The 25,035-nt window shown below is 64.1% G+C and carries 24 protein-coding genes and 1 tRNA gene; 14 read left to right on the top strand and 11 right to left on the bottom strand.

From position 1 onward, the window contains the following. Positions 1-85: 85 nt before the first annotated feature. From OSH12_RS21100 to OSH12_RS21115, 4 genes are all read right to left on the bottom strand, one after another. Positions 86-3,112, bottom strand: a complete 3,027-nt coding sequence (locus OSH12_RS21100; RefSeq protein WP_380224706.1) for a BPTD_3080 family restriction endonuclease — start codon at positions 3,110-3,112, stop codon at positions 86-88. Positions 3,113-3,263: 151 nt separating this feature from the next. Beyond that, positions 3,264-4,946, bottom strand: a complete 1,683-nt coding sequence (locus OSH12_RS21105; RefSeq protein ID WP_266345600.1) for a site-specific integrase — start codon at positions 4,944-4,946, stop codon at positions 3,264-3,266. 86 nt (positions 4,947-5,032) lie between these two features. After that, positions 5,033-5,117 (bottom strand) — tRNA-Leu (locus OSH12_RS21110). Between the two features lie 429 nt (positions 5,118-5,546). Beyond that, positions 5,547-6,548 carry an adenosine kinase gene (locus OSH12_RS21115; RefSeq protein WP_266345601.1) on the bottom strand — a complete coding sequence of 334 codons (1,002 nt, stop codon included), beginning with the start codon at positions 6,546-6,548 and terminating at the stop codon, positions 5,547-5,549. A gap of 229 nt (positions 6,549-6,777) precedes the next feature. Here OSH12_RS21115 and OSH12_RS21120 point away from each other — a divergent pair, with 229 nt between their 5' ends. After that, a complete protein-coding gene (locus tag OSH12_RS21120) occupies positions 6,778-7,464 on the top strand; it encodes a sulfate transporter family protein (RefSeq protein WP_266345602.1) in 687 nt (228 codons plus the stop codon). Between the two features lie 38 nt (positions 7,465-7,502). Continuing rightward, positions 7,503-7,955: a DUF2214 family protein gene (locus OSH12_RS21125; RefSeq protein ID WP_266345603.1), complete on the top strand. Its 453-nt coding sequence runs from the start codon at positions 7,503-7,505 to the stop codon at positions 7,953-7,955. A 5-nt stretch (positions 7,956-7,960) separates the two neighbouring features. Here OSH12_RS21125 and nth read toward each other — a convergent pair whose 3' ends face one another. Continuing rightward, positions 7,961-8,662 (bottom strand): endonuclease III, encoded by a 702-nt coding sequence (gene nth, locus OSH12_RS21130; RefSeq protein WP_266345604.1) that lies wholly within the window; start codon positions 8,660-8,662, stop codon positions 7,961-7,963. 22 nt (positions 8,663-8,684) lie between these two features. Here nth and OSH12_RS21135 point away from each other — a divergent pair, with 22 nt between their 5' ends. Together OSH12_RS21135 and OSH12_RS21140 are read left to right on the top strand one after the other, a co-directional pair. After that, positions 8,685-9,209, top strand: coding sequence for a DUF2244 domain-containing protein (locus tag OSH12_RS21135; RefSeq protein ID WP_266345605.1), 525 nt, complete (start codon positions 8,685-8,687; stop codon positions 9,207-9,209). Between the two features lie 85 nt (positions 9,210-9,294). After that, positions 9,295-10,176, top strand: a complete 882-nt coding sequence (locus OSH12_RS21140) for an SDR family oxidoreductase (protein WP_266345606.1) — start codon at positions 9,295-9,297, stop codon at positions 10,174-10,176. Here the strand turns inward: OSH12_RS21140 and OSH12_RS21145 are convergent, their stop codons facing one another. The 3 genes from OSH12_RS21145 to OSH12_RS21155 are packed head-to-tail and all read right to left on the bottom strand — an operon-like array spanning position 10,177 to position 12,355. After that, positions 10,177-10,938, bottom strand: a complete 762-nt coding sequence (locus OSH12_RS21145; RefSeq protein WP_266345607.1) for a ferredoxin reductase — start codon at positions 10,936-10,938, stop codon at positions 10,177-10,179. 7 nt (positions 10,939-10,945) lie between these two features. Then, entirely contained in the window at positions 10,946-11,551 is a 606-nt protein-coding gene (locus OSH12_RS21150) for a sulfite oxidase-like oxidoreductase (protein ID WP_266345608.1), read from the bottom strand. A 39-nt stretch (positions 11,552-11,590) separates the two neighbouring features. Next, a complete protein-coding gene (locus tag OSH12_RS21155; protein ID WP_266345609.1) occupies positions 11,591-12,355 on the bottom strand; it encodes an alpha/beta hydrolase in 765 nt (254 codons plus the stop codon). Between the two features lie 235 nt (positions 12,356-12,590). Here OSH12_RS21155 and infC point away from each other — a divergent pair, with 235 nt between their 5' ends. From infC to pheT, 5 genes are all read left to right on the top strand, one after another. After that, positions 12,591-13,130 carry a translation initiation factor IF-3 gene (gene infC / locus OSH12_RS21160; RefSeq protein ID WP_266345641.1) on the top strand — a complete coding sequence of 180 codons (540 nt, stop codon included), beginning with the start codon at positions 12,591-12,593 and terminating at the stop codon, positions 13,128-13,130. A gap of 295 nt (positions 13,131-13,425) precedes the next feature. Continuing rightward, complete coding sequence (gene rpmI, locus OSH12_RS21165; protein WP_201401663.1) at positions 13,426-13,620, top strand: 50S ribosomal protein L35; 195 nt, start codon at positions 13,426-13,428, stop codon at positions 13,618-13,620. Positions 13,621-13,649: 29 nt separating this feature from the next. Then, positions 13,650-14,024 (top strand): 50S ribosomal protein L20, encoded by a 375-nt coding sequence (rplT, locus tag OSH12_RS21170; protein ID WP_266345610.1) that lies wholly within the window; start codon positions 13,650-13,652, stop codon positions 14,022-14,024. A gap of 170 nt (positions 14,025-14,194) precedes the next feature. Next, positions 14,195-15,277 carry a phenylalanine--tRNA ligase subunit alpha gene (pheS, locus tag OSH12_RS21175; protein ID WP_266345611.1) on the top strand — a complete coding sequence of 361 codons (1,083 nt, stop codon included), beginning with the start codon at positions 14,195-14,197 and terminating at the stop codon, positions 15,275-15,277. A 10-nt stretch (positions 15,278-15,287) separates the two neighbouring features. Beyond that, on the top strand, positions 15,288-17,705 hold the full coding sequence (gene pheT / locus OSH12_RS21180; protein WP_266345612.1) for a phenylalanine--tRNA ligase subunit beta: 2,418 nt from the start codon (positions 15,288-15,290) through the stop codon (positions 17,703-17,705). A 428-nt stretch (positions 17,706-18,133) separates the two neighbouring features. Here the strand turns inward: pheT and OSH12_RS21185 are convergent, their stop codons facing one another. The 3 genes from OSH12_RS21185 to OSH12_RS21195 form a co-directional block, all read right to left on the bottom strand. After that, positions 18,134-18,382 carry a BQ00720 family protein gene (locus OSH12_RS21185; protein WP_266345613.1) on the bottom strand — a complete coding sequence of 83 codons (249 nt, stop codon included), beginning with the start codon at positions 18,380-18,382 and terminating at the stop codon, positions 18,134-18,136. Between the two features lie 40 nt (positions 18,383-18,422). Next, positions 18,423-18,851 carry an Hsp20 family protein gene (locus OSH12_RS21190; RefSeq protein ID WP_266345614.1) on the bottom strand — a complete coding sequence of 143 codons (429 nt, stop codon included), beginning with the start codon at positions 18,849-18,851 and terminating at the stop codon, positions 18,423-18,425. A gap of 169 nt (positions 18,852-19,020) precedes the next feature. Continuing rightward, positions 19,021-20,040: a Gfo/Idh/MocA family protein gene (locus OSH12_RS21195; RefSeq protein ID WP_266345615.1), complete on the bottom strand. Its 1,020-nt coding sequence runs from the start codon at positions 20,038-20,040 to the stop codon at positions 19,021-19,023. Between the two features lie 112 nt (positions 20,041-20,152). On the opposite strand from OSH12_RS21195, the gene OSH12_RS21200 reads away from it, so the two are divergent. From OSH12_RS21200 to rpoN, 5 genes are all read left to right on the top strand, one after another. Next, positions 20,153-20,767 carry a ribonuclease D gene (locus tag OSH12_RS21200; protein WP_266345616.1) on the top strand — a complete coding sequence of 205 codons (615 nt, stop codon included), beginning with the start codon at positions 20,153-20,155 and terminating at the stop codon, positions 20,765-20,767. A 151-nt stretch (positions 20,768-20,918) separates the two neighbouring features. Beyond that, positions 20,919-21,635 carry an LPS export ABC transporter periplasmic protein LptC gene (gene lptC, locus OSH12_RS21205; RefSeq protein ID WP_266345617.1) on the top strand — a complete coding sequence of 239 codons (717 nt, stop codon included), beginning with the start codon at positions 20,919-20,921 and terminating at the stop codon, positions 21,633-21,635. Then, positions 21,632-22,309: an LptA/OstA family protein gene (locus OSH12_RS21210; RefSeq protein WP_266345618.1), complete on the top strand. Its 678-nt coding sequence runs from the start codon at positions 21,632-21,634 to the stop codon at positions 22,307-22,309. Before lptC ends, OSH12_RS21210 begins: the two co-directional genes overlap by 4 nt. A 107-nt stretch (positions 22,310-22,416) precedes the next feature. After that, entirely contained in the window at positions 22,417-23,292 is an 876-nt protein-coding gene (gene lptB / locus OSH12_RS21215) for an LPS export ABC transporter ATP-binding protein (RefSeq protein WP_266345619.1), read from the top strand. A gap of 122 nt (positions 23,293-23,414) precedes the next feature. Beyond that, positions 23,415-24,962, top strand: a complete 1,548-nt coding sequence (gene rpoN / locus OSH12_RS21220; RefSeq protein ID WP_266345620.1) for an RNA polymerase factor sigma-54 — start codon at positions 23,415-23,417, stop codon at positions 24,960-24,962. Positions 24,963-25,035 lie beyond the last annotated feature (73 nt).

Genomic DNA, 25,035 nt, shown 5'->3' on the forward strand with positions numbered 1-25,035 from the left:
ACCTCGGGACGTCCGCCATGCATGCAGAAAGGTCCTGAGCCGATCCAACTGGAACGCATCGGCAACTGGTAGGCCTAGGCTGAGGTCAAGCACTGACCAACCCTCTGGCAAGCCGTGCCACGACTTTCTGGTACTCTTCTTCAATTGCGAAGGCGTCCCGGAACTCGGCAAACGCCCATCGGCCGAAGGTTTTTAGATTGTTGACGCCCGGCACCCAGAGCGTTTCCATCGTTTGGGCCTTGAGCTGCGCGTCGAGTCCCCGGAAGCCCTTGATTTCGACTACGAGGTTCAGTGGATCGTCCGGGCCGTTACCGTCGTCGAGTTGGACGATGAAGTCCGGCAGGTAGCGGCGCGACACCGAGCCTGCGAGATAGGGCACCTCGAAGCCAAGCGCCTGGTTCTTCACGTAGGCAAGCGTCGCCGGATGCGCCTCAACCACACGAGCGAACTCGGCCTCCCAGTCGCTGTCGCATACCACGTAGTTGATGTGCGATTTGTCCGGCGCGGTCGTCCAGAGGTTGGCCTTGCTCGTGTTGAACACGACGAAGTTTGTCGTTCCGCGAGGATTGTAGGGGTCGAGAATCGCCTTGACGATGGGTGCGCCATCCGCGCTCGCCTCACGCACGATGCCGGCGTAGATCAACTGGGCGGCCTGCTCGGCGATCTCTGCGTAGGTGAGCATGCCGAGCTTCGTGCCGCCTGTGGTCACGACGTGGTCGCGGAGCCAGCGGCGCGTGATGGGCTGAATCTGGTTGTAAAGATGGTATGGCGGATCCTGGTCGCCCTCGCGGAAATAGAGTTCCACGAGCCGCTTCGTCAGATGGAAGCCGACTGTGTTCGGGCGCATCTCGTCCAGCGCATCCGGCGAGATATCGTGGCCTTCGCCGACGAGGCCCTCAAGGCGCGTCACGCAAGGGCCAACCAGTTCGGGCGTCACGCGCAGAGTCGAATCAGCGTTGAAGGTGGCCGCAATTCGGTCCGGCGGCAGTTCTGTGCGGTAGCCTGCGACACGCGGGAAGCGGATGGCGAGGCGCTCACGTTCCTTAACCGCCTGCACCCTGGTGATCGGCTTCGGTGGCGTTCGAACGACCTTCTGTGGCTCTGTAGCGAAGTCGAACGGAATGCCGAGGATGTCGGCGTATTCCGTGTTGAACAGACCCTTGTCGTTGAGTTCGTAGGATTGGCGGCGCAGGCCACGGCCGATCACCTGCTCGCAGAGAAGCTGTGTGCCGAAGGCGCGAACGCCGAGGATGTGCGTGACCGTGTTGGCATCCCAACCTTCCGTCAGCATCGAGACGGACACCACGCAGCGGATCTGCTCGCCGAGCCGGCCCTTCTGGCCGACGGTATTCATGACTTCGCGCAGCAACTCGCTATCGGAGATGTTGCCGGCCGCGGCTCCCTCGCGCTCCTGCTTCTCGAGCCGGAACAGATCGATCTCGGTGGCGGCCATCTGCCGAAAGCTCGGATCCAGGGCGTCGCCTGATTCGATCTGCTCGGAATCGATGAGCAGCGTGTTCATACGAGGGAGGGGATTGCCGTACTCGTCGAAGTTTCGAAACTTCTCAAGGTGCCCACGATGAATCATCTGCAACGAGCCTTCTCGCTCACGCTGCCAGCCAGAGATCCATTCGAACACGAGTTTTGAGGTGGCGGTGTTGTTGCAGACGACGATGAAGACGGGTGGCACGCTGATGCGCGCGCGCTCCCACTCCTCGAACTCGAGCTTGTAGTGGCTGTAGAGGGAGAGCAGTGCAGTCTGCAGCTCTGGTGGCAGGGAGAGCGGGTCGAGGTCGCCGGACTTCGCGGCTCCCTTCTTCGGCATCTGTTTGCCGATATGGTCCCACAGGTTCCTATAGACCGGCGCTTCGTTGTTCACCGAATTGTCGGCAACGGGTACGCGCGGCAGCTTGACGATGCCGCATTCGATGGCGTCGACCAGCGAAAAATCGGAAATCACCCAGGGAAACAGAGTCCCCTCGTCATAGCCGGATCCGCGCAGAAAGAACGGCGTTGCGGAGAGGTCATATAGAGCACGGAGGCCGACCTTGCGCTTGAGGGCTTCCAAACCGGAGATCCAGAGACGGGCGGCATCATTGTTCTTCTTGGCCTCTTCCTTCTCTTCGCCCTTGACCTCGGCTTCCTCGTCGGTTCCGGGCCGCTCGCGATAGCAGTGGTGCGCTTCGTCATTGATGACGACGACATTCTTCAACGTCAGGAGCTCGCCGCAGGCACGCTGCAGCATTTCTCCTTCAGTCTCCTGCTTTTCGAGGGGCGCGCCAGTGCGGCCCTGCATCAGGCGCTCACCGACAGGATTGAGCTCATGGGCCTTCCGGCGCTGGAAGGCGTGATAATTGGTGATGACGATCTTGGCCTTGCCGAGATCAGCCATCATGTCTGCAGGGACGAGTTCGCGCGTTCTGTAGTAACTGTCCGGATCGGATGGCAACAGGACTCGGAGACGGTCGCGAATGGTGATGCCGGGCGCGACCAGGAGGAAGCCTTTTGAGAACAGCGAGGAGTTCGGTTGCCTGGCGGCGTTGATCGCCTGCCAAGCGATGAGCATCGCCATCACCGTGGTCTTGCCGGCACCCGTGGCTAGCTTGAGCGCCAGCCGGAAGAGCTCAGGATTGGCATCCTGGTTCGCCTTTTGCAGATGCCCGAATAGCTGGGCATAGCGAGGGCGCCCGCGCGCAACCTCGGTGAGCCAGATCACCGTTTCTGCTGCCTCAACCTGGCAGAAGAACGGACGGGCCCCCGAGAACGCATCGGACCGCCAGTGCTGCAGCAATCGCTGGGTGGTCGGAGTTACGCCCCAATCATTTGGATTTGGGAGAGATCGCCAGGACTCGAGGTGTCGCCTGATCTCATTGACCAGCGCATTGGGCGTGTACCGGCCGGAATCGTTGCCAGCGCTGTCGAGATCGAGCGTCTCTTGTTTGGAGGCCTTGGCACGTCGTCCACGAGGCACAGGCACGAGGTATTTGGATGGGCGGCGGCCCTGAATGGCCGGATGATCCAACGGCTGGCCATCTTCGCCCAGCGAGTGATGCCGCGTCGGCACAAGGTACGGCGAGTTGAGGATCGGCTCCCCGTAAAATGGCTTAGTCATCATCCCCCCGGAAGCATGCGCTTGCAGCTTGAACCAGTCCGCTCGTCAATATCAAGCGACGCCTGTTGGCTAGGACGCACTTAGCTCGGAATTGACGCGAAATTCTTGCTCAACCGATAAAAAATGGGTAGATCCGCACGCGGTCGAGAGGTCACTCGACTAGGTATCTCGGCAGCTTGTCGATGGCGTTGGACTTCGCGATGATCGAGACCTCGCCGTACTCCTCGGCGACGCTGCGCGCCGCGTGGCCCTGGATGGCGTCCCGCACCCCGGCATCGATACCCATGTCGCGGCAGACGGTCTTGAAGCGGTGACGCCAGCCGTGATTGGGCGCGACGCGCGGGTCGGTGAAGACTTCGCGTACGAACTCGGCCAAGCGGTTCTTCACGCCCTGCAGCGGGCCCAGGACATCGCCATCCTTGGCCGGAATGAGGAAGAGCGGGCCCGGTTTTGCCTTCGTGACAAAATCAATGAAGCCCTGCTCGATGAGGTGAGCATGGAGCGGGACATCCCGTGCCTCGTCGGTCTTCACGGTTCCGGCGTCTGGAGTGATGTGAAGGATCCATCGCCCCGCCTCTTGCCGAATGTCCTGTTTGCGCAACTGAGCCAGCTCGCCCACACGGCCGCCCGTATAGGCGCAGAGCCACGGTACCCAGCGCTTCGCCGCCGCCGTCGCGGGACGTTCGCTGCCGCGCTGGTAGGCAGTTGCGTGCTTGAGGATGACGAGCGCCTCCTCGTCGGTGAAGCCCGGACCGCGCGTCCGTTTGGTCTTGCCGAGCTTCAGCGTGACCTCCGAGGCCGGATTGAAGCCGAGCTTCCGGTTTGAGACGGACCAGTCGAACACGACCTTCAGTCCTGCCAGGTCGCTGCCCTTGACGGTCTTCGGCGAGATGGGCTTGCCGTTCCTCGGGTTGATCTCGGCGAGACGGGCGTCTTTGAAGCTGATGACGTCCTCCGGCGTGACGCGCGATGCATCTTCGTGCCCGAGGTGCTTGATGAGCCGCTGCATCGTGTTGCGGTAGCTCTCATGCGTGCTGGGTTTGCGTCCCGTTGCCTTGGCCTCGGTCCACCATCCCTCAACCAGCGCCGTGAGCGTGATCTTGCCTGTCTGGACAGTTGGCTTACTTGGAGCCGGGAAACTGCGTGTAGCGGGCGGTTCAGGACGCTGCCAGTCAGGATAACGCGCGTCATTCGGGTCCGGGCTGTAATCGCCCGTTGCGCGCACGCTGAGCAGCGAGGCGGCCTTGAACAGGGCGCTGGTGAGCGCCTGGATGAAGGCGTCGCGGCTCGTTCTGGCCAGCGTCACGCCTTCGGATGTCAGGAATGCGTCGATGTCGAACACCGCAGCGAGGGCGCGCTCCGCCGCTCGCGGCTCATAGAGAGGGCGGGTTTCTCCGTCTGCATCCGGATCGAGATACTCGGCCGCGTCCGCGATGATGGATCGGAGCATCGCCCAGTCACTCGGGCGTCCTGGGTCGTCTTCGTTATCGGCGATGAGTCGTCGACGGGCGAGGCCCGCGAGCGCTTGGATCTGCTTGAACGAGAGATCGAGCGGTCCCGCGCGTTCCGCCTTGAACAGCGCTTCGACCTGAGCCAGCGCGGCGGCATGACGCACGGTGGTGAGCGATTTGTCTGAAGTCTGCAGGGAGAAGGCGATGTGGACGCCAGCCTTGGCGCGGACCGGAAGATCCGGCTTGTCGATCTCGCCGCTCGGAAGAGCGAAGCTGAACGTCCGGCCCTTGAGCCTGTCCAGGAGATCAGCCGGAATACGGCGTACGAACTGATTGTTTAGAGACCCGGGCCGTTTGGTAGATCTGGCCATCTGCAGCACCATGTATGGCACCCCTGTATGACAGTCGGGGTGGACTAAGTCCCTGATATCTCGAAAACATCAGGGACTTCAACGGTACTGTTGGGAAATGGTGCCCAGAAGAGGACTCGAACCTCCACGACTTTCGTCACACGGACCTGAACCGTGCGCGTCTACCAATTCCGCCATCTGGGCGCGGACGGATGAATAAGGGGACCCCGGTGCCTTGTCAATCATGAGACGGTGCGAACGCCCGGGATAATGCGAGGCTGGGGAAAACTTCTGCGCCGCCTATGCCGTCCGACTCAAACGCACGCCTTCTCCATCGCGCGCTTCGCCCTCTGCCCGTCGCGCCTGGCTTGCGCAAAGCCTCCCTTTCCTCGCCTCACCGTCTTGCCCGTCGAGTTTCAGTGCCGGTGACGGCGGCGCGCGGCAACCGCCGCGCACTACCCTCTCCCGCAGGCTGACGAGGGCTTCTGGCCGGCGTTCTTCCTGGATCTGGATTGCCGCACAACAAGCCGCAATTGAGCCCTTCGCCAGCTCGTAGACGGCGGAGGGGAGGGCCCATCAGCTCAAGGGCTCAATCGGCCCGTTTCGAATGCCGGGCCGGTTGTTCAAAGAAGCCTACAGCGCGTAGCCGGATTGCCGCGCCAGATCGATCAGCGAGGTCGCGGGGCGTGGGCCCATATGGTTGATCACTTCGCCTGCTGCCAGCGAGCCGAGCGCCGCTGCCGTCTTCAAATCAAGGCCCTTGGCCACCGCATAGAGGAAGCCCGAGGCGTAGAGGTCGCCGGCGCCCGTCGTGTCGACGACGTTCGAAACCACCGTCGCCGGCACGTGCTCGATGCCATCCGGCGTCACGACATAGGAGCCCTCGGCGCCGACCGTCACGGTGGCGATACGGCAATCCTCGCGCAGCGCCTTCAGCGCGGTGTTGAAGCTCGACGTCTCGTAGAACGACTTTAGCTCGACCTCATTGGCGAACAGGATGTCGATCGTGCCGTCGCGCAGCAGGCGCATGAAGTCGCCGCGGAAGCGGTCGACGCAGAAGGCGTCGGACAGTGTCAGCGACACCTGGCGACCGGCGGAATGGGCGATGTCGGCGGCCTTGAAGAAGGCGTCGCGCGCTGTCGGCGCGTCCCAGAGGAAGCCCTCGAAATAGGTGATCTTGGTGTCGGAGAAAAGCGCGGGATCGATATCGTCCGGCGTCAGCGCGTGGCAGGCGCCGAGATAGGTGTTCATCGTCCGCTCGCCGTCCGGCGTGACGAAGATCATGCAGCGGGCCGTCGGCGCTCCATCGACAAGCGGCGCGACGTCGAAGGTGGCGCCGATCGAGCGCATGTCGTGGCCATAGACGGCGCCCAACTCGTCATCGGCGACCTTGCCGACGAAAGCGGTCTTGCCGCCCAGCGAGGCGACGCCGGCAACCGTATTGCCGGCCGAGCCGCCCGAGGCTTCGATCGCCGGGCCCATGGCGGCGTAGAGCCGCTTCGACTCGGTCATGTCGACGAGCCGCATCGAGCCCTTGGAAAGCTGCTGCTCGACCAGGAAGCTCTCTTCCGCCCGCGCCAGAATGTCGACGATCGCGTTGCCGATGCCGAGAACGTCGTAGCGGGCTTCCGTCATGAGAAAATCCTGAAAATCGGCCATCCGGCCAAGGGGAGAGACGGAGGCGGACTATACAGTCGGTCGTTCGCGGTGCAACCATCATGACGGCTGCCGCTTTGCTGGGTCAAGATTGGCGCCATGCGCCGCATAGCGGCGAACCCCGGCAGCCGTCAGTTTGAGCCGGACAATTGCCTTGCGAGGAGCAAGCCCCCATCCTATCTGCGACCGTTGATTGGGGGATCCAAAAATGCTGTCGGCCGCCTGGCTTGCTCTCACGGATATCTGGACGCCGCCGTTCCGCGCCGTGCTCTGGAAGACGCTGGGCCTGACTTTGGTGCTGTTGATCGGCATCTGGTTCGGCCTGCAGGCGCTGGTCGTCCATTTTGCCGATTGGCCGAGCTATCCCTGGATCAACACTTCGGTCGCCATCGTCACCGGCTTCGGGCTGATTGTCGGGCTTGGCTTCCTGATCGCGCCGATCTCGGCGCTGATGGCGGGGCTGTTCTCCGACGATATCGCCAAGGTCGTCGAGACGACGCACTACCCGCAGGATCCGCCCGGGAAGGGTCTCTCCTTCGTCGATGCGATTGTCTCGACGCTCGGCTTCACCGCGACGGTGATCGTCGTCAACATCATCTGCCTGTTCCTGTTGCTGATCCCGGGCGTGAACCTCGTCGCCTTCTTCCTCGGCAATGGCTATCTGCTTGGCCGCGAATTCTTCGAGGCGGCGGCGTCGCGCTTCCGGCCTGTGGCCGAGGCGCGGGCGCTGCGGCGGCAGAATGCCGTCACCGTATTGTTCGCCGGCTTCGTTATCGCCGGCTTCCTGGCGATCCCGATTTTGAACCTGCTGACGCCGCTCTTCGCCACCGCCTTCATGACGCATGTCCACAAGCGGGTGACGGGTTCCCGTCCCGCTGAAATCACGGCAGGATAGCCCGCCGGTTCAGGGTTCCACGCCATGGGGACATCGAAATGCTCGTCGATCTGCTGCTTGCCATCGCCCATTTCCTGCTCGTCTTTGCCATCGTCACGGTGCTGACCATGGAACTGATGCTGCTGAAGCCGGGGCTTTCGGGGGCGGCGCTGGAAAAGCTCGGCCGCATCGATGCGATCTATGGTGGCGCGGCGATGCTCCTGGTTCTGGCGGGCTTCGGCCGGGTGTTTCTGGGCCTCAAGGGAGCCGGCTTCTACATCGGCAATCCGGTGTTCTGGGCGAAGATCATCGCCTTCGCGGCCCTTGGCCTGATCTCGATCCAGCCGACCACGCGCATCCTCGCCTGGCGCAAGCAGGCGAAGGCCGATCCGGGTTTTTCGCCGACCGCGGCCGAGATCTCCGGCGTGCGGAAACTCGTGCATGCCGAGACGGCGGCGCTGGTGCTGGTCGTCATCTTCGCGTCGATGATGGCGCGCGGGATCGGGATGTAGGCTCCTTACGCCAGCGTCTTGTCGGGAAACCGGCAGAGGTCATTGATGATGCAGACCGCGCAATCGGGCTTGCGCGCCTTGCAGACATAGCGGCCGTGCAAGATCAGCCAGTGATGCGCGTGCAGCATGTATTTTGCTGGGATGATCCGGTTCAGTTCCTTCTCCACCGCATCTACGGTCTTGCCGGGGGCGAGGCCCGTCCGGTTGCCGATGCGGAAAATATGGGTGTCGACGGCGATCGTCGGATGACCGAACGCCATGTTGAGCACCACGTTCGCCGTCTTGCGGCCAACGCCTGGCAGCGCCTCCATGGCGGCGCGGTCGTCCGGGACTTCGCCACCATGCAATTCGACCAGCATCTTTGACAGCGCGACGACGTTCTTCGCCTTGGTGCGGAACAGGCCGATCGTCTTGATGTAATCGCGTACCGTATCCTCGCCGAGCGCCAGCATCCTGGCCGGCGTGTCGGCAACGGCGAACAGGGCGCGGGTCGCCTTGTTGACACCGCTATCTGTCGCCTGCGCCGACAGCACGACGGCGACCAGCATGGTGAAGACGTTGACATATTCGAGCTCGCCCTTCGGCTCCGGCTCGCGCGCCTCGAAGCGGGCGAACATCTCCGCCACCTCGGCTTTGCTGAAGCGCTTGAGCGGACGGGGAGCGCGGCGAGGCGGCGCGGAAGGCGGCAGAGGCTGTGCAGTCGACATACATCCTCTATACTGACGAGCCATGACCGACCGCAACGTCGAGATGACGCAGAACGTGCCGCAACCGGCGCCGGACAATGTGTTGTTCCGGGCGACGCTGAAGCCCTATCGCTCGCTGACGCCGCGCGGCTTCGCGGCGCTGATGATGGTCATTGTCCTTACCTGCTTCGGCAGTGCGTTGCTGTTCTGGTCGATGGGAGCCTGGCCTATCGCCGCCTTTTTTGGCCTCGATATCCTCGCCATCCATCTCGCCTTTCACCTGAACTATCGCGCGGCGCGGGCCTGCGAGATCGTCGAGATGACGGAAGAGCACCTCACCGTGCGCCGGATCGCGCCGAATGGCCGCTCGGAAGCGTTTGATTTCAATCCCTACTGGGCCCGGCTGGAAGTCGAGCGCGTGCCGGATTGGGGCATCATCCGCATGGCGCTCGCCTCGCATGGCAGGCGGCTCGCCATCGGCGGCTTCCTCAATCCGGACGACCGTGAATCGTTCGCGACCGCGCTGACCAACGCGCTCGCTTCCGTCCGTACGCCGGAACGCGCGTGAAGCAGTCCCTGCACATCTAGGACTTGTACGTCCGCCCACTTCGGCGATAGATCGCCTCTCCCCAACCGGCGCGGCGGAGATCAGCATGACCGAAAAACACCTCTTCCTGTTCGGGCTTGGCTTTTCCAGCCAGGCTTTGGCGCAGCGCGTGAAGGGCGACTACGCCTCGATCGGCGGTACGGTCCGCACCGAGGAGAAGGCGGCGCGTCTGCGCGAGGCGGGCATTGACGCGCTGGTGTTCGACGGCGAAAGCGCCAGCGACGCGGTGATCGCGGCGACGAAGCGGGCGACCCATATCGTCCAGTCGATCGCGCCCGGCACGGTCGGCGATCCGGTTCTCGGCCTGTTGCGCGCGGCGCTGGTCGAGGCCAGGAACCTGGAATGGATCGGCTATCTCTCGACGGTCGGCGTCTATGGCGATCACGGCGGCGCGTGGGTCGATGAGGCGACGGTGCCCAACCCGACCTCCGGCCGCTCGGTTGAACGCGTGCGGGCCGAGACGGAGTGGCGGCTTCTTGGCGAAGAGCTCGGCGTGCCGGTGGCGCTGTTCCGCCTTTCCGGCATTTATGGCCCCGGCCGCAACGCGCTGGTGCAGATCGCGGAAGGGACCGCGCGCCGTCTGGTCAAGCCGGGGCAGGTGTTCAACCGCATCCATGTCGCCGATATTGCCACGGCGGTCGCCGCCGGTGCTGCGCAAAAAGCCTCGGGCGTCTTCAACGTCACCGATAATGAGCCGGGGCCGCCGCAGGATGTGGTGTCTTTCGCAGCCGAGTTAGCCGGCTATCCAGCGCCACCCGAGATCGATTTCGCCACCGCCGATCTGTCGCCGATGGCGCGCTCCTTCTATGGCGAGAACAAGCGCGTCGGGAACCAGCGCCTCGCCGCCGATCTCGGCGTGACGCTTGCCTATCCGACCTATCGCGAGGGGATCACCGCGCTCTGGCAGGACGGCAGCTGGCGCGGCTGATCAGCCGCCATAGCGTTCCGTCCTGACGCTGGCGAAGGGCACGCCGGCATCGAGGACGAAGGTCGAAGCCGCGCTGACGAACCGGTTCGAGCCGCAGACAAAGGTGGTTTCCGGTGGCGCGGGCAGGCTCGCCAGCGCGGCGTCGAGCAGGGCGCGGTCGATGCGGCCAAGGCGAGCGCCTTCGATCGGGGTCGTCTCGCGGCTCAGCGTCGCCAGCAGCGTGAAATTCGGATCCTGCGTGGCGCGCCGAAACAGTTCGTCGCGCCAGATCAGGTCTTCGTTGCGGCGGGCGGAATAGATCAGCGTCGCCGGGATTTCCGGCGCGGCGAGGGCGCGGTAGCGCAGCATCGACATCAGCGGCACCAGCCCGGACCCGCCGGCGATCAGCAGCAGCGGCCCACCATCCCCGGCGCTCCAGATGAAATGGCCACCGATCGGGCCGCGCAGCTCGATTTCGTCGCCGATCTCGACCACCTCGTGGAAGAAAGGCGACACCTCGCCATCATCGATCTTGTCGATGGCGAGATCGATCATGCCGGTGCCATCCGGCGCCGAGGCGATGGAAAAGCTGCGCTCGGCCTGATAGCCGTCCGGCGCGGTCAGCCGGATGTCGACATGCTGGCCGGCGGTAAAGCCATGCCATTCGGCCGGCCTCAGCCGGAAGACTTTCACGCTCGGCGTTTCGAGCGTGATGGCGACGACGGTTGCCTGTTGCCAGACCAGCCGTTGCGGCTGCGGCGCGATATCGGAAAGGCTGTTCAAGGCGGTATCAATCTCCCGTAAAGCGCTGCTCGCGCCACGGGTCGCCGCGCATGTGATAGCCGCGCAGCTCCCAGAAGCCGGCTTCGTCGCGGTTGGTGAATTGCAGGCCGTTCACCCATTTGGCCGATTTCCAGAAATACAGATGCGGCACCAGCAGCCGGGCCGGGCCGCCATGATCGGCGATGATCGGCTTGCCATCAAAGTGGGTCGCCACCATCGCCTTGCCGTTGATCAGGTCGTCCGTCGGCACGTTGGTCGAATAGCCGTCATAGGAGTGGGCGAGGGTAAACTCGCTCGGCGCGGCGATGCCGGCTTCGGCGAGGATGTCGTCGATCATCACGCCGGACCAGGCGGTGTTGAACTTCGACCATTTCGTCACGCAATGGATGTCGCGGGTCAGCTTCGACTGCGGCAGCTGGTTGAAGGCGTCCCAGTCCCAGCGCATCACCGGCCGCACGCCGTCCTTGAGGGTGAAGCTCCAGTCCTTCAGCGCAACGCGCGGCGTCGGGCCGGCCGAGAGGACGGGGAAATCATCGGTCCTGTACTGGCCGGGCGGCAGCCGCTCGCCTTCGCCGTCGGTCGGTCGTCTGCCAAGGAAACCACGCGTCGCCATGTCCCGCTCCCATTCGACTCGAGCCTGCCGGTCTTGCGCTCAGGCGATCGCCTCGACCGCGTCGATCAGCTTTTTCAGATCTTGCGGCCGCGACAGGCGGTGGCCCGCATCCTTGATGATCGTCAGCACAACATCGTCCTCCGCCAGTTGCGCGACAAGGTCGATGGAAACCTGCCACGGCACTTCGTCGTCGAGGACACCCTGGATGATATGGACGGGCGCGCGCAGTGCAACCGGCCTGTGGGCCAGCAGATGGGTCTCGCCGTCGTCGATCAGCTTCTTGGTGATGAGATAGGGCTGGTCGGAATAGGCGCTGGGCTGCTTCAGCGCGCCGGTGGTTTCCATCTCGTGCCGTTCGGCCGGTGTCATGCGGGCGTAGATGAGGTCACGCGTCATGTCGATGGCGGGCGCCAACAGCACCAGGCCGGCGATACGGCCGGGCTCTTTCGCGCCGACTTCGAGCGCCAGAAGCAGCGCGATCCAGCCGCCCATCGACGAGCCGACGAGGATCTGCGGGCCGCTCGTCGTATCGAGCACGGCGCGCGATTCCTCCAGCCAGCGCGTGATCGTGCCGTCGACGAAGTCGCCGCCGGAGATGCCATGGCCGGAATAGTCGAAGCGGGTCAGCGCGCGACCCTTCGCGGCCGCCCATTCATCCAGCGCCTCGGCCTTGGAGCCCATCATGTCGGACATGAAGCCGCCGAGGAAGATGACGCCGGGGCCGGAGCCGGGGCGGGACAGGATGGCGATGTCGCGCGCGTCGCTTCCCGTGCCAACGGGGATGGTTCTGTGTTCTGGCTGCATCAATTCCTCATCCGCCACCTGAAATATGCCCCGATCCGACATGCGCCGGAGCGGAATGGCGGCTTTCTGTTGACTTTCCCGCCTGCTTGGCCGAGGTTCGCAGGGCTGTCCGGGAACTTTGACCCCGCGTGTCCGCTGTTCGTCTCGCCACCTAGCTGGGGCCTCGACAAACAAGTGGACCGTACCCATTTAGTCAATCTGGCCAGATTCATAAACGTTAGAGGAGAGTGCCCCCATTCGCCGTCCGTTCAAAGCGCAGGAACCCACTAAGGATGGGCCGCGTATCAACCGCGATATTCGTGGTGTCCGTGAAGTTCAGTTGATCGGTGAAGACGGCCAGAATGTTGGCGTCACCCTGATCCAGGACGCCTTGGCCGCTGCCCAGGAAGCAGGCCTCGATCTCGTCGAGATCTCGCCGAACTCCGAGCCGCCGGTTTGCAAGATCCTCGACTTCGGCCGCTTCAAGTACCAGACCCAGAAGAAGGCCAACGAGGCTCGCAAGAACCAGAAGGTCGTCGAGGTCAAAGAGATCAAGATGCGCCCCGCCATCGATGACCACGATTACGAGGTCAAGATGAAGGCGATCAAGCGCTTCTTCGAAGAGGGCGACAAGGTCAAGCTGACGCTTCGCTTCCGTGGCCGTGAAATGGCCCACCAGCATCTTGGAATGAAGCTGCTCGAGCGCGTGCGCGACGAGACGGCCGAGATCTCCAAGGTCGAGGCGGAACCGAAGCTTGAAGGCCGCCAGATGATCATGGTCCTGGCTCCGCGTTAAGCGAAACGCGGCCGAGACCGACGTCCGACAGGATGTCCTCGATGGCTTGGTATAATGGCGGACCGGAATCTTCGGCCCGCCTCCCTCATATGGGATCTTGCCACATCCATCCTCTCCCGCTATAGATCCGCCGTTTCCGAGCCGCCCGGCGCGAGGAACGTCAATTCGTTGACGATTTTCTCAGGGCATGCCGCGTCGGCTCACGAATGCTTCCATGCCGAAGCGACCCTTGAACGCCCGTTGCAAGACGGGTGGTGGGGTTCTCATCTCGGCAGCATGATTAAGGATGAGCAAAATGCCCAAGTTGAAGACCAAGAGCGGCGCCAAGAAGCGTTTCAAGCTCACGGGTACCGGACGCGTGAAGGCAGGCCAGGCAGGTAAGCGCCACGGCATGATCAAGCGCACCGCGAAGTTTGTCCGTAATGCACGCGGCACCACCGTGCTTTCGGATGCGGATGCGAAGATCGTCAAGCAGTTCCTGAACGGCTGAACCGTCCCCCTTTCCCTGGAGTTTGAATCATGTCGAGAGTTAAGCGGGGCGTAACGTCACACGCCAAGCATAAGAAGGTCCTGAAGCGCGCCAAGGGCTTCTACGGCCGTCGCAAGAATACCATCCGGACAGCGAAGGCAGCGGTCGACAAGGCCGCCCAGTATTCGTACCGCGATCGCAAGGCCAAGAAGCGCAACTTCCGCGCTCTGTGGATCCAGCGCATCAACGCGGCCGTCCGCGAAGTCGCCGAGAACCTCACCTACAGCCGCTTTATCGATGGCCTCGCAAAGGCCGGGATCGAAGTCGACCGCAAGGTGTTGGCCGAACTGGCAATCAGCCAGCCGGTCGCCTTCAAGGCGCTGGTCGATCAGGCTCAGGGCGCTCTGCAGCAGCAGGCCGCCTGAGTCGGGCGGCCGCCTTCGGGCGGCCACCCACCGGACTTTCCGGGGCCGGAACGCAACCGCGCCGCCGCCGCTTTATCGCGGCTGCGGCGTTTGGCGTGATCCGGCGAGCATTCCTCTTCGGATCGAACTGACGATGATCCGGCGCTGCACTGGCGCCCATGAGGAATGACATGTCCGATCTCGAACTTCTCGAACGCGACATCCGCGCGGCCATTGACGGCGCTTCCGACGAAGCCGCCATCGAGACAGTCCGCGTCGCCGCCCTTGGCAAGAAGGGCTCCGTCTCCGACCTGCTGAAGGGCCTCGGCGCCATGACGCCGGACGAGCGCAAGGTCATGGGACCGGCGCTGAACGGACTTCGCGATCGTGTTTCCGAAGCACTTCTCGCCCGCCGCGCCACGCTGAAGGAGGCCGGTCTCGCCGCGCGCCTCGCGTCGGAAGCGGTCGACGTCACGCTGCCGCTGCGCGCCAGCCCGCTCGAGCAGGGCCGCATCCATCCCATCTCCCAGGTGATCGACGAGATCACGGCGATCTTCGGTGATCTCGGCTTTGCCGTCGCCGAGGGGCCGGATATCGAGACCGACGACTATAATTTCACGGCGCTGAATTTCCCCGTCGGCCATCCGGCGCGCGAAATGCACGACACCTTCTTCTTCAATCCTGACGAGCAGGGCGAACGCCTGCTGCTGCGCACGCACACCTCACCCGTGCAGATGCGCACCATGCAGACGCAGAAGCCGCCGATCCGCATCATCGCGCCCGGCCGCACCTATCGCAACGACAGCGACCAGACCCATACGCCGATGTTCCATCAGGTCGAGGGCCTGGTGATCGACACGTCGAGCCATATCGGTCACCTGAAGTGGCTGCTGGAAGAGTTCTGCCGCGCCTTTTTCGAGGTCGAGAAGGTCGAGATGCGCATGCGCCCGTCCTTCTTCCCGTTCACCGAGCCGTCGATGGAAGTCGACATCCGCTGCAAGCGCGTCGGCAACGAAGTGCGCTTCGGCGAGGGCGACGACTGGCTCGAAATCCTTGGCTGCGGCATGGTTCATCCGAACGTCATCCGCTTCGCCGGCCTCGATCCCGACGTCTACCAGGGCTTCGCCTTCGGCATGGGCATCGACCGCATCGCCATGCTGAAATATGGCATGCCGGATTTGCGCGCCTTCTTCGACGCCGATCAGCGCTGGCTGAATCATTACGGCTTCCGTCCGCTGGACCTGCCGGCGCTCGTCGGCGGCCTGAGCTCGTAAGGAAAGACCCATGAAATTCACGCTTTCCTGGCTCAAGGAGCATCTTGAGACCACCGCTTCGCTCGACGAGATCACCGATGCGCTGACCCGTGTCGGCCTCGAGGTCGAGAGCGTCGAGGACAAGGCCAAGCTGCTCGCGCCCTTCACCATCGCCTATGTCGTCTCGGCCGTTCAGCATCCGAATGCCGACCGCCTGCGCGTCTGCATGGTCGATACCGGCTCGGGCGACCCGGTGCAGGTCGTCTGCGGCGCGCCGAATGCCCACACCGGCATGAAGAGCGTCTTCTCGCCGGCCGGCACCTACATCCCCGGCAAGGACATCACCTTGACGGTCGGCACCATCCGCGGCGTCGAGAGCCACGGCATGCTGTGTTCGGCCGCCGAGCTGGAGCTGTCGGAAGACCATGACGGCATCATCGAACTGCCGGCCGATGCGCCGGTCGGCATGGCCTATGCCGAATATGCCGGCCTTGGCGATCCCGTCATCGACATCGCCATCACGCCGAACCGCCCGGATTGCCTTGGCATCCACGGCGTGGCGCGCGATCTGGCGGCCGCTGGTCTCGGCCAGCTGAAGGATCGTTCGGTCGCTCCGGTCGAAGGCAAGTTCCCGTCGCCGGTCGACGTAAAATTCGAGTTCGGCGATACGCCGGCGCTGACGCCCGCCTTCGCGCTGCGCCTTGTGCGCGGCGTCAAGAACGGCCCGTCGTCGGAATGGATGCAGCGTCAGCTGCGCGCCATCGGCCTGCGCCCGATCAACGCGCTGGTCGACATCACCAACTTCCTGACCATCGATCGCAACCGTCCTCTGCACGTCTTCGACGCGGCCAAGGTCACTGGCGATCTGACCGTGCGCCGGGCCAAGGAAGGCGAAAGCCTGTTGGCGCTCGACGGCAAGACGTATGCGCTCGACCCGTCGATCGTCGTCATCTCCGATGACAAGGGAATCGAGTCGCTTGGCGGCATCATGGGCGGTGAAGCTTCCGGCTGCGATGAGAACACGGTCGACGTGCTGATCGAATCGGCTCTTTGGGAACCGCTGAACATCGCGCAGACCGGCCGCAAGCTTGGCATCAACTCGGACGCGCGCTATCGCTTCGAGCGCGGTGTTGATCCGGCCTTCATGCTGCCCGGCCTGGAGCTTGCGACCCGTCTGGTGCAGGAACTCTGCGGCGGCGAGGCGAGCGAGATCGTCGTCACCGGCACCGTGCCGGAGCCGCATCTGACGATCGCCTTCCCGATCGCCGAAGTGAAGCGCCTGGCTGGCATCGATCCGACCGAGGATGAGATCCGCCAGGTTCTCACGGCGCTCGGCTTCCAGGTCTCCGGCAACGCTCCGTCGCTGACGGTCGGTGTGCCGTCCTGGCGCCCGGATGTCGACGGCAAGGCCGATCTGGTCGAGGAAGTCATGCGCATCCTCGGCGTCGACCGCGTGCCTTCGACGCCGTTGCCGAAGTCGGACAATGTTTCGAAGCCGGTGCTGACGCTGGCCCAGACCCGCACCCGTCGTTCCAAGCGGGCGCTGGCGGCGCGCGGCCTGGTCGAGGCGGTGACCTGGTCGTTCGTGGCGAAGTCGGTGGCGGAAGCCTTTGGCGGCGGCAAGCCGGAACTGGCGCTGGCCAATCCGATCGCGGCCGACCTGTCCGACATGCGGCCGAGCCTGCTGCCCGGCCTGCTTCAGGCGGCCCAGCGCAATGCCGATCGCGGCGTCGCGGATCTCGCTCTGTTCGAAGTCGGCCAGATCTTTCGCGGCACCAAGCCTTCCGACCAGCTGACCGCTGCCACCGGCATCCGCCGCCTGAGCGCGACGGTGAACGGCGCCGGTCGTCATTGGCAGGGCAAGGCGCCGGCGGTTTCCGTCTATGACGCCAAGGCCGATGCGCTGGCGCTGCTCGACGCGCTTGGCGCGCCGGTGGACAAGTTCCAGATCGTCGCCGGGGCGCCGGCCTGGTTCCATCCGGGTCGTTCCGGCACGATCCAGCTGGGTCCTCAGAACATCATCGGCTGGTTCGGCGAACTGCACCCGTCCGTGCTGGAAGCGCTCGACGTTTCCGGCCCGCTGGTCGGCTTCGAGATCATCCTCGACGCGATTCCCGCGCCGCGCGCCCGTCCGACCAAGACCAAGCCGCCGTTGGAACTGGTGCCCTACCAGCCGGTGACGCGCGACTTCGCCTTCGTTGTCGATCGCAAGATCGAGGCCGCGAAGCTGGTCAAGGCCGCGCAGGGTGCCGACAAGGTCCTGATTTCGAACGTCTCGGTGTTCGACGTCTTCGAGGGCGCGTCGCTTGGCGCCGACAAGAAGTCGATCGCCATCGAAGTGACGCTGCGCCCGACGCAGAAGACGCTGACCGACGAGGAGATCGACGCGGTCGCCGCGAAGATCGTCGCCCAAGTCGGCAAGGCGACGCAGGGCGTTCTGCGCTCGTAAACTTGCTGCTTTCAACAAAAAGCCGCCCGGATGTGAGTCCGGGCGGCTTTTTTTATATCTTGGCGTAGGCCTCGGGTTTGGGGGCTGTTCTCTCCGGCGGCAATCCAAAATCTCGATCATCATCCTGAGGTGCCCGGCGAAGCCGGGCCTCGAAGGAGGGTTCAGGGAACGCCACGGATGGAAAAAAAGAAATGGATCTCGTCTGAAAACTGGAGGCTCCGCTGGATCCTCCTTCGAGGCTTCGCTGCGCGAAGCACCTCAGGATGATGAGCGGGGGCACAGCAGCCGGCCACCTCTTGCCCTCCAAAACACAAAAGGCACCGGATGTTCCCACACAGGAAGAATCCGATGCCCAGCATCCGCGCTCAAATCCGGGGTGCCCGAGGTCCCGTCGGGGGAGGCCGACGGGGCAGGGGCTGGCAAAAAGCCTAGTGCAGGCTCACCGCTTCCAGATCGTTTTCGTGCGCGTTCATGACGACGGCGTCGCGGCTGTCGGCAATCATCAGCGGCGTGCCGCGTGCGTCGAGCAGGGCCCAGAACTTCTGGCCGGCTGCGATTTCGGGCGCGTCCGGGAACAGCGAGCGGATATCTTCGGAATTGACTGCCTTGACGAAGGCAATCTGACCGTTGCCGAGACCCGCGAGGATCTCCGGCGAAATGGCGATACGTGCAGACATGATATGTCTCCTCATTGACGAGCGAGAAAGACCGGCGACCTTAGTCGCGAACGCCGATCTCGATCTTGCGAACGACCCGTTCCGGCGTCGGCCGGGCGAGATCGATGGCAAGCAGTCCATCTTTCAACTCCGCCGAGATGATCTCGATCCCATCGGCCAGCACGAATGTCTTCTGAAACTGTCGTGCCGCTATGCCGCGGTGAAGGTAGATCCGCTCACGGTCGTCGGATTGGCGACCGCGAATGACGAGTTGATTTTCTTCCACGGTTACTTCGAGTGCCTCGCGGCAGAAGCCGGCCACGGCCAGCGTGATCCGCAGGCACTCGTCGCGCGCACCGTTTTTGGTGACCCGCTCGATGTTGTAGGGCGGATAGCCGTCGCCCGATGCTTTCGCGACTCGATCGAGTGCTCGTTCGATCTCGTCGAATCCAAGAAGCAGCGGACTGGAGAACGCAGAAACGCGCGACATCCACAAAGTCCTTTCACTAAGCGACCTTGTAACCGGACCCTCCAAGAGGCGTCCGTCGGGATCATTCCCGTAGCCCAATATGGTCGTGCGGGGCGGCCGCTTCAAGAAGCCGCCCGCCGATCCCTCACACATCGCTTATAGGGCCTAATTGCTAAGCCTTTCCCGTGGTCTACGGGGCTTCCCACGTCCCGGACCGCTCCGAGCGGAAGAGCGCGTCGAGCACGGCCATGTTGGCAAAGGCGTCGTCGAGCCCGTAGTGCCACGGCCCCGTCCCACGCACCGCGCGCGAAAACGCTTCGGCCTGCAGGGCGTATTGGTCGACGGGCGGGAAGGTGATTGTCTCGGCCGCCTGGCCGGAGCCGTGCAGGTCGAGCAGGATCTTCGATTTTTCGTCTGTCGGCGCCGAGAACGGTGTCTCCATCGCGATCCGGCCTTCGGTGCCGACGATGCCGACGCGCTGATGGCGAAACGCCTGGGTCGAGAGGGTTGCCGAAAACTGCCGACCGCCGCCGAAATCGGCTGTTATCGAAGCGGAACGGTCGGTCTGCATGACCGGGTCGCGATCGATCAGCGCCATGACGCGCAGCGGTTCGGCATCGAAGATCAACCGCGCCGAGGCGATCGCATAGCAGCCGATGTCGAGAATGGCGCCGCCGCCCGTCTCGGGCCGGTTGCGGATATTGGCCGGGTCGACATTCAGGAAGGCGAAGAAGGTCTGGACGGCGCGGACATCGCCGATCCGGCCGGAAGCGATGATGTTGCGGACTTCGTGCCATTGCGGGTGATGGCGGATCATGAAGGCTTCGCCGATCAGCACCCCGGCCGGGACGTCCTTCAGTCGGAGCGCGTCGGCCAGATCGAGGCCGATCGGCTTTTCGCAGAGCACATGCTTGCCCTTCGCGGCGGCGGCGAGCGTCGTCTCGACATGCAGATGGTTGGGAAGGGCATTGTAGATCGCATCGATCTCGGGATCGTCGATCAGTTCCTGATAGGAGCCATAGGCCTTGGGAATATCGAAGGCCGAGGCGAAATTGCGGGCATTGTCGAGGCTGCGCGAGGCGACGGCGTCGACGCGGGTCGACGGACTTTTCAGCATCGCCGGCACGACGCGCTGGCGCGCGATGCGGGCCGTGCTGAGAATGCCCCAGCGGACCGGATCGGTCGCGGGCTCGCCTTCGAGGGTCGTCATGGTTGTATTCCTCCGTCCGCGCGGCCCTATGGCTGTGACCTGCGTCATTGCAGAAGTCGACATGCTTCGTTAGGAAAACGCAAACGCGTCCGACATCCGAGGATTTTAGCCTATGACGATCCGCCTGCATCGCGGCGATCTGCCCGATCTTTCGAATTATGGCGCGTCGGTCGCGATCGATACCGAGACGCTGGGTCTCAATCCGCACCGCGACCGGCTTTGCGTCGTCCAGCTGTCTCCGGGCGACGGCACGGCCGATGTCGTGCAGATTGCACCGGGCCAGCGCGAGGCGCCGAACCTGGTCAAGCTTTTGACCGACCCGGCCGTGACCAAGATTTTCCATTTCGCCCGCTTCGACGTCGCCGTGCTCGGCCATGCCTTTGGTGTCACGGTCAATCCGGTCTATTGCACCAAGATCGCCTCGCGCCTGACCCGCACCTATACCGACCGGCACGGCCTGAAGGATCTGGTCAAGGAACTGCTCGACGTCGATCTGTCGAAGCAGCAGCAGAGTTCCGATTGGGCGGCCGAGAAGCTGACCGAGGCGCAGCTCGCCTATGCCGCCTCCGACGTGCTCTATCTGCATGGCCTGAAGACACGCTTGGACGAGCGCCTGGCACGCGAGAACCGGACCGAGTTGGCCGAGGCCTGCTTCCGCTTCCTGCCGACCCGCGCCGCGCTCGATCTTGCAGGCTGGCCGGAACAGGATATCTTCGCGCACGCCTGAACCGTGTGGCGACGTTGCGTCGCGCACCCCTTGGTGGGCGCCGCGGAATATCCATATTGGAAGCGCACTCGCAACTGATGTGACAATGTGATGTCACAAGCGAGACGGAATGGCGTGGGCGGGAATAGAGACATGAGCAAGCGGAGATCGCATGAGAGCGTCGCCTGACCCGATCGGGTCAGCCCAGGGCCTTGGCCGCCAGTATGTCGACACGCGTGGCGGCGTCGATGTGCGCTATCGCGCGGCCATGCGCCACAGCCGCTTCGTCCGCTTCCTCAAATTCGCCCTGCCCACGGTAGCCGTTTTCGCGGCCGGCCTCTTCTTCGTCTTCACCTATTTTGTGCCGCAGCTGCCGGAAGGCGTTTCCTTCGGTTCGATCGACGTGACCAACAACGCCGTGGTGATGGAGAACCCGCATGTCTCGGGCTTCACCAACAATGGCCGCGCCTATGAGTTGAAGGCCAACCGGGCCGAGCAGTCGCTGAAGGACACCAAGGTCGTTACCCTGCAGGATATCGGCGCCACGATCGGCATGGACGATAGTGGCGGCACGGCCAAGGTGGTGGCGACGACCGGCACCTACTATGCCGACAAGCAGCGCCTGTTCCTTGACAAGGCGATCCAGCTCTCGACCTCGACCGGCATCGCCGGAACGCTGCAGGATGCCGATATCGACATGAAGGCTGGCACCATGCGCTCCGGCAAGCCGATCGATTTCACGGCCCAGGGCAGTCGTATCCAGGCCAACAGCGTTGAAGTGCTGGATCGCGGCAAGCGCGTTATGTTCAGGAATGGGGTAAAGGTGACATACTCTGCCCCAGCCGACTCGTCTTCCCCGCAGCCCGCCGCACCTTCGGTGATCGAATGACAAGATTGTCCCACCGCCTGCTCGTTGCGCTCGCCTTCCTGCCGATGGTCCTCGGGGCCGTCGAGGTGCGCGCGCAATCCTCCGCTGATCTGTTCAAGGGCTTCCAGACCGGCCAGAAGGGCCCGGTCAATGTCGAGGCCGATTCGCTCGATGTGGCGGAAAAGGACGGTCAGCGGATTTCGACCTTCACCGGCAACGTCACCGTCACGCGCGGCGACAGCGTGCTGAAGGCCGGCAAGATCTCGATCTATTCGGCCGGCTCCAAGACCCCGGCCGCCGGCGCCGACGGGAAAGACGCCAAGCCTGCGGATGCCAAGCCTGCGGATGCCAAGCCTGCGGACGCCAAGCCCGCCGCTGCAAAGCCTGCCGCGGCCGATCCGTCGCTGGAAGGCAGCCTGCCCGGCGCCGGCTCGTTCACGCGCATCGAGGCGAGCGGCAAGGTCTATGTCAATTCCGGCGAGCAGACGGCGACCGGCGACACCGCCGTCGTCGACATGGTCGGCAAGCTGGTGACGCTTTCGGGCAATGTCGTGTTGAGCCAGGGCCCCAACGTCATCACCGGCAACAAGCTGACCTGGGACATGACGACGGGCCGCGCCCGCGTCGACCAGAAGCCGGGCGCCCGCATTCGCGGTATCTTCACGCCGGGCGCGGCGCCGGGCAGCAAGCCCTAAGCCAGCCAAAACGGCGTCCTCGGGCGCTCATGGCAAGCAACGGGGCGTCGAACCGACGCCCCTGGGACCCATCCGGATTTCCGCAAGGAACCTCCGCCGGATTCCCGATGATAACCGCAGCCGGCAGCGCCGGGGCATCGAACGGAGCGCCGGTCATTTTGTCGAGCCTTTTCAAGAGCCGGGGGTCGGTAGCGGCGGATCTCGCCGCAGCGCGAGCCGACGAGCCGCAAGTGACCCGTTATGCCAAGGATGCCGGCGGCCCCGGCTGGCTCGTCGCGCACGGCATCGGCAAGAGCTATCGCCGCCGTCGCGTCGTCAATTCGGCAAGCCTTGCCGTGGCGCGGGGCGAGGCGGTCGGCCTGCTCGGACCCAACGGCGCCGGCAAGACGACGATCTTCTACATGATCACCGGACTGGTGCAGGCCGATCACGGCCGCATCGAGCTGGACGGCAATGACGTCACCCACATGCCGATGTATCGCCGAGCCCGTCTCGGCATCGGCTATCTGCCGCAGGAAACCTCGATCTTTCGCGGCATGACGGTCGAGCAGAACATCAAGGCCGTGCTGGAAGTCGTCGAACCCGACCGCCACAAGCGCGAGGAAGAGCTCGATTCGCTGCTGGCCGAGTTCCACATCAGCCATCTGCGCAAATCGCCGGCCATCGCGCTTTCCGGCGGCGAGCGGCGGCGCTGCGAAATCGCGCGCGCCCTCGCCAGCCGACCCGCCTTCATGCTGCTCGACGAGCCGTTCGCCGGCATCGATCCGATCGCTGTCGGCGACATCCAGGTGCTGGTCCGCCACCTGACCCAGCGCGGCATCGGCGTGCTGATCACCGACCATAATGTGCGCGAAACGCTCGGTCTGATCGACCGCGCCTATATCATTCACGCCGGTGAGGTGCTGATGGAGGGCCGGCCGGACGATATCGTCGCCAGCCCCGAGGTGCGGCGTCTCTATCTCGGAGAGCAATTTACGCTTTGACGGCGACGCCGCTTGCGATACCAAGGGGCGAACCAAGCAAGTCTTGGGCCATCGGGCGGGTAGCCTTGCGGGCCTGAGGCGAAAAAAGCCTTGGACCACACGCCGGGATTCGCTGCCGAAGCATGGCTCTTTCTCAAAAACTCCTGCTCCGGCAGAGCCAGTCCCTGGTGATGACGCCGCAGCTGATGCAAGCCATCAAGCTGCTCCAGCTGTCCAATCTCGATCTGGTTGCCTATGTCGACGCCGAGCTTGAGCGCAACCCGCTGCTCGAGCGCGACGAGCGCGACGATACCGCCGGCATCGCGCTTCCGGCGGAGGGCGCCTCGGATGCGGCCGAGGACCGCGACGTCGCCGGCGATCTCGCCGAGGAGCGGCCCGACTGGCTGGAGACGCGGCTGGAGGTTTCGCCCGACGCGATCGCCGAACGGCTTGATACCGACCTTGCCAATGTGTTTCCCGACGATCACGGCGCCGCGGCGGGCGAGGGCGCGGCGATGCCGCCGGTCGATCCCTGGGCGATGCCTTCCGACCGCCATGCCGTCAGTAGCGACGATTACAATCTCGAAGCCTTCGTGGCCGAGGAGAAGTCGCTGGCCGGCCTGCTCGGCGACCAGCTGGGTCTGGCCGTCACCGATCCGGTCTTGCGGTTGATCGGCCAGGCGCTGATCGACGAGGTGGACGAGGCCGGATACATGCGCGGCAGCCTGGATGCCGTCGCGGCGCGGCTGGGCGCACCGCTGGCGCGGGTCGAGCATGTGCTGGGGATCCTGCAGGGGTTCGAGCCGACGGGCGTCTGTGCCCGCGATCTCGCCGATTGCCTGGCTATCCAGTTGCGCGAGCGTGGCCGCTACGACCCCGCCATGGCCACGCTGCTTGCCCATCTCGATCTCGTCGCGCGCCGCGACATGGCGGCGCTGAAGCGGCTTTGCGGCGTCGATGACGAGGATCTGGCGGAGATGCTGCGCGAGATCCGCGCCCTAAATCCGAGGCCGGGCAGCGCCTTCGGCTCGGTGCCGATCCATCCCGTCGTGCCGGATGTCGTCGTGCGCGCCGCGCCGGACGGCAGCTGGCGCATCGAGCTGAACACCGACACGCTGCCGCGCGTGCTTGTCAACCAGAGCTATTATTCCAACGTCGCGCGGCAATCGAAGGGCGAGGATCGCACCTATCTGAGCGAGTGCCTGCAGACCGCCAACTGGCTGGTGAAGAGCCTCGACCAGCGGGCGAAGACCATCCTGAAGGTGGCGACCGAGATCGTCCGCCAGCAGGACGCCTTTTTGGCGCATGGCGTGGCGCATTTGCGGCCGCTGAACCTGAAGACCGTCGCCGAGGCGATCTCGATGCACGAGTCGACCGTGTCGCGGGTTACCTCGAACAAGTACATGGCGACGCCGCGCGGCGTGTTCGAGCTCAAATATTTCTTTACCGCCTCGATTGCCTCGTCCGAGGGCGGCGAGGCGCATTCGGCCGAGGCGGTTCGTCACCGCATCAAGGCGCTGATCGACGCCGAAACGCCCCAGGATGTTCTTTCCGACGATACGCTTGTCAAAATGCTGCGAGACTCGGGAATCGACATCGCGCGGCGTACCGTCGCCAAGTACCGCGAAGCGCTGCGGATTCCCTCGTCGGTCCAGCGCCGTCGCGAAAAGCAAGCCCTGCTCGCGACTTAAAGTTTAGGCGGCAGCCCTTGCCTTAGGCTCTAAGGAGGGCCAGCTTGATGACATGGTGGCTGCTGCCGGGGCC

The sequence above is a fragment of the Kaistia terrae genome (assembly GCF_026344005.1).
Classification (GTDB): domain Bacteria; phylum Pseudomonadota; class Alphaproteobacteria; order Rhizobiales; family Kaistiaceae; genus Kaistia; species Kaistia terrae.